This is a genomic window from Candidatus Neomarinimicrobiota bacterium (assembly GCA_022567655.1).
Taxonomy (GTDB): Bacteria; Fidelibacterota; SORT01; order SORT01; family SORT01; genus JADFGO01.
The window spans coordinates 1-4,910 of sequence record JADFGO010000122.1 but is presented as its reverse complement, the minus strand read 5'-3'; the positions used below and the strand labels follow the sequence as shown (position 1 = coordinate 4,910).

General features: G+C 45.9%; 4 protein-coding genes and 1 tRNA gene. All 5 read left to right on the top strand.

What is annotated here, in order from left to right:
* The first annotated feature begins 258 nt into the window (after positions 1 to 258).
* On the top strand, positions 259 to 552 hold the full coding sequence (locus IID12_09750) for a GIY-YIG nuclease family protein (protein ID MCH8289370.1): 294 nt from the start codon (positions 259 to 261) through the stop codon (positions 550 to 552).
* A gap of 273 nt (positions 553 to 825) precedes the next feature.
* Positions 826 to 1,872, top strand: coding sequence for a DUF1611 domain-containing protein (locus IID12_09745; GenBank protein MCH8289369.1), 1,047 nt, complete (start codon positions 826 to 828; stop codon positions 1,870 to 1,872).
* A complete protein-coding gene (locus IID12_09740; protein ID MCH8289368.1) occupies positions 1,869 to 2,891 on the top strand; it encodes a dipeptide epimerase in 1,023 nt (340 codons plus the stop codon). Before IID12_09745 ends, IID12_09740 begins: the two co-directional genes overlap by 4 nt.
* Positions 2,892 to 4,385, top strand: coding sequence for a D-alanyl-D-alanine carboxypeptidase/D-alanyl-D-alanine-endopeptidase (gene dacB / locus IID12_09735; protein MCH8289367.1), 1,494 nt, complete (start codon positions 2,892 to 2,894; stop codon positions 4,383 to 4,385).
* A 440-nt stretch (positions 4,386 to 4,825) separates the two neighbouring features.
* Positions 4,826 to 4,896 (top strand) — tRNA-Gln (locus IID12_09730).
* Positions 4,897 to 4,910: the final 14 nt, after the last annotated feature.

Here is a 4,910-nt window from a genome sequence, read left to right as displayed (position 1 = left end):
ATGTGTCATTGCGAGGAGCGGAGCGACGAAGCAATCTCAAAAATTAAAGAAATGTTAAACTAAGAGATTGCTTCGTCCGCCGGCTGGCGGACTCGCAATGACGCATGTGTTAGCACGAATTCTAAAAATGTTATCATAAAAGAAATATAAATGTAATTGCGAGGAGCGGAGCGACGAAGCGTCGAAGAGACTCCATTGGAACAATCTCATAGTATGATTATTTTATACAACATTATATATAAGTATCTTTGAATAATAATGAAGTACGGATATGTTTATATAATGACCAACAAAATTAATAGTGTATTATATGTTGGTGTGACGTCAGATTTGTTAAAAAGAGTATATCATCATAGAAATAGATTAGACGTGAAGCGATCATTTTGTTATCGATATAGATTAACCAAATTAGTTTATTTTGAATCTACAAACGATATCTCAGTTGCTATAAGGAGAGAGAAACAGATAAAGGGAGGCTCAAGAGCCAAAAAAATAAATCTGATAGTTGCGAAAAATCCCCAGTGGAATGACATATACGAAATATTGATTTGATGGTTGAGATTGCTTTGTCTGCCGGCTGGCGGACTCGCAATGACGTGTGTATGTGTATGATTGAGGAGTAAAGGCGGATTGATTAAATTTATTACAGATTCGAGGATTAGTTTTTGATTTGATAAGGGAATTGACACCAATATTAAAATCTGTCATTGCGAGGAGCGGAGCGACGAAGCAATCTCAAAAATTAAAGAAATGTAAAACTAAGAGATTGCTTCGCCCACCTTGCGGTGGACTCGCAATGACGTGTGTATGTGGATGATTTAAAAGATGACGAATGACAAGCGTTATGCCATTCTCGTCGAGGGACAATTTAATTCAAGAGAGTCCAAAACCGCTAATGCCCTGCTTCGATTCGCGCCTGCATCGGCGGTCGCACTTATCGACAGCACTCAATCTGGAAAATCGGCTCAGGAAGTCCTCGGTTATGGCGGAGACGTACCTGTGTGCGGTACATTTCAAGAATCGCTGAACTATTCCCCGAACACGTTATTGATAGGGATCGCGCCGATGAGCGGGAGACTCCCCGAAGAGTGGCGGTCGATAATCCTTGATGCAATGGGTGAAGGGCTCGATATAGTGAGCGGATTGCATACATTTATCGGTGATGACTCTGAATTTGCGGCTGCCGCCGGGGAGAATGGAGTGAGTATCACCGATCTGCGAAAACCACCCTTGAATTTATCCGTATCAGAGGACCTGTGGAGGAAACGAACTTCCTATGTTGCGCTGACAGTGGGCACGGATGTTGCTATAGGGAAAATGACCACACTACTACAACTATTGGGGTATTTAAAAAGTAAACCGCTAAATACTGCATTCGTGGCGACGGGGCAGACCGGATTGCTGTTTACCGAATATGGAGTGTGCATAGACGCCGTCGTGAGCGATTTCGTCGCGGGCTCGATAGAATCGGAGATTATGAAGTTAGACAGCGATCATGATCTGCTCTTAGTCGAAGGGCAAGGTTCCCTCTTTCACCAGGGGTACAGCGGAGTAACTTTGGGATTGATCCACGGCGTTATGCCCGACGGAATACTGATTTGCCATGAACCGGCGCGTAAGGTGAACGATTACGGCACGAAAATGCCTACTCTGACCGAATCGATCGCTATGCATGAGGCGGTTATTCACCCTTTCAGAAAGGTTGATATGATTGGAGTAAGTCTCTATACATCAGAACAAAATGAGGAAGACGCTCTTGAATCGATTAAAAGTGCTGAAGAAGAAACCGGACTCCCCGCTGATGATCCCGTAAGGTTCGGACCCGAAAAGCTCGGAGAGGCGATCATAAACTCTGTGAAGGCTTCTCGATGAAAGCTCGATGGAAAGAGCTGAAATTGCTGTTAATACATCCGTTTACAATAGCCCGGGGTACAAGAACTCATTACGATTCAGTTATATTGACACTTGAACATAACGGCGTAACAGCCTATGGAGAAGCGGTTCCAACCGAAAGATACAATGATAATTCAGAAAAGGTCGATGCGGCGCTTTCGAGTATAGATTTTAACTCCGAACCTTTCAACGACCCGTTCAGATTGGAAGATATTGACACTGTTTGCCGGGCGAACGAACTCATGACTCCTTCATCAATTGCGGCAATAAACATCGCTTATTGGGACCTCCGGGGGAAGCTCCTGAATCAGCCTCTGTATAAGCTATGGGGATTGGATCCGGCGAAATCGCTTGTATCTACATTCACGATCGGCATTGATGAAGTTGACGTGATCAAACAAAAAGTAAAAGAAGCGGATGAATATCCCATACTCAAAGTGAAACAGGGAATGGAAAACGACAGAGAGATAATCGAAGCTATCCGGGAAATGACGGATAAAGTCATTCGGGTCGATGCAAATGAAGGCTGGACGAAAGAGGAAGCGCTTGATAAGATCGAATGGCTTGCGGAACAGAATGTCGAATTTGTGGAGCAACCTCTTCCGGCGGATAAACTTGATGATACGGCATGGCTGAAGGAACGTTCACCTCTTCCGATAATTGCTGATGAGAACGTTGTGACAAAATTCGATATTCCGAAGATAGCGTATGCCTTCGACGGCATTAACATCAAACTTATGAAATCGGGTGGACCGACCGAAGCGCTCAAAATGATCCACACCGCTCGCTCAAACGGTTTGAAAGTGATGCTCGGCTGCATGTGCGAAAGCTCCATCGCCATCGGAGCAGCGGCTCACCTCTCGCCATTGGCGGATTGGGCTGACCTCGACGGCAATTTATTGCTGTCAAACGATCCTTTCACAGGAATTGGAATGAAAGATGGAAAGCTTATCCTGCCGGATGCGGCGGGCATCGGAGTTGAACCTATTGGAGAATAAATGATGGATCGATTCAAACTTTCACTGGTATCAATCATTATTATGACAATATCCGTCGGTTGTGCGGCGGGTGGAGTCAGTCTCAACACTCCCGAAGCCAGACTCAAGGCGGAGATAGATCACCTGCTCGCCGATCCTGCGTTCGCATCGGCGACGTGGGGCGTTTACATAGAATCGCCCGATAAGAGGGAAGTACTCTATCGGCGCAATGAAGATAAACTTTTGATTCCCGCCTCGAATCTGAAACTATTCACAACCGCTGTCGCGCTCGTCAGGTTCGGTCCGAATTTCACGTATAAGACACGGCTTTATTATGACGGGAAGATACAAAACGGAACTCTCAAGGGAGATCTTGTCATAAGAGGTTCGGGAGATCCGACCATATCCGGCCGTTATAACGGCGGAGACCTGACCGCTACTTTTCGGGAGTGGAGTGACAGTCTGAAATCGTTGGGAATAAACAGGATAGAAGGGAATATAATCGGAGATGATGATTACTTCGACGACGTGCCGCTCGGTAAAGGATGGAGTTGGGACGATGAACCTCAGTGGTATTCGGCGCACACCAGCGGGCTTTCTTTTAACGATAATGCGATCGATCTAAAAATACGGCCGGGAGAAAATCCTGGCGATAAGGCTGTTATCAAGTTAGACCCCCCGACCTCCTATGTTCAAATCAAGAACAATATCAGGACGACAGAGCCGGATTCAATCAGCTATTATGGCTTCAGCCGTTCTATAGACGGGAACCTCTTCACTTTTTGGGGCAAATTTCCGGTCAACAAGAAAGAATCAAAAACGTGGGCATCAGTGAGGAATCCTACGCTTTACACCGCTACGGTTCTGAAAGAGACTCTTGAGAGCGCCGGGATAGAGATAACGGGAGAGGCGAAAGATGTTGATGATATCTCCTCTAAACCTGATTATAGTAAAATACAGGTAGCAGCAGTTTACACATCACCGCCTATGAGCACGATGATCAAGACCGTCAACAAACCAAGCCAGAATTTCTATGCGGAGCAACTGCTGAAAACTCTCGGAAAAGAGTATCAGAATGAGGGAAGCTGGAGCGCGGGTGTAAAGGTCGTCAAATCGTTCCTTAACGCTGTCGGCATCGACGGCAACGCTATTAAGATAGTTGACGGCTCGGGATTATCACGGTTGAATCTCGTAAGCCCGAGGCAGGTCGCCACGCTCCTGCGATATATGCGTCAACATAGGTATGGCAAGTATTATTACGATTCACTGCCGATAGCGGGTCTTGACGGGACTATCCGCCGCCGAATGATAGGTACGAATGCTCAGGGCAACCTCCGGGCTAAAACGGGTCATATAAGTTATGTCCGAGCACTCTCCGGATACGTGACTACAGCCGACGGCGAGGATATTGTATTCAGTTTCATTGTCAACAATTATGACGTACCCACCAGCATGGCGGACGAACTACAGAATCGCATCGGTGTTATCCTCTCGAATTATTCCCGGGGAAACTGATTCTGTAGATTATGAACGTTATACATCCCATCTGTGATGGGATAATAAATCCCCTCTTGAGAGGGGTGTCCGGCTCAGCCGGACGGGGTGTGTGGTTTTTTAAAAAGAAGCATTACCCTAAAACTTTACTCAAAGCAGTTGGGTTTTATCGGGGCGTGTCTGTGATATACCCGTAAAAAAGGGAGGGTTAATAAACCCTCCTCTACATATCCCATCTGTGATGGGATATTAAATCCTCTCTTTTTCAGAGGCTGTGTGAAAATGCCATTAAGAGTGTCATTGCGATCCCGATTTATCGGGAGAAGCAATCTCAAGAGATCTTTATCAGGCGATAAAAGATTGCTTCGTCACTATGTTCCTCGCAATGACGGGAGCTTCTACTTAATGCCGTAAATCCTCTTGACTCTCTTTCGGAAACAAATTATTTTCACAGCGCTAATTGGGGAATAGTCTAATGGCAGGACGGCGGTCTCTGGAATCGTAGGTCGGGGTTCGAATCCCTGTTCCCCAGCAAAATGCTCGGGC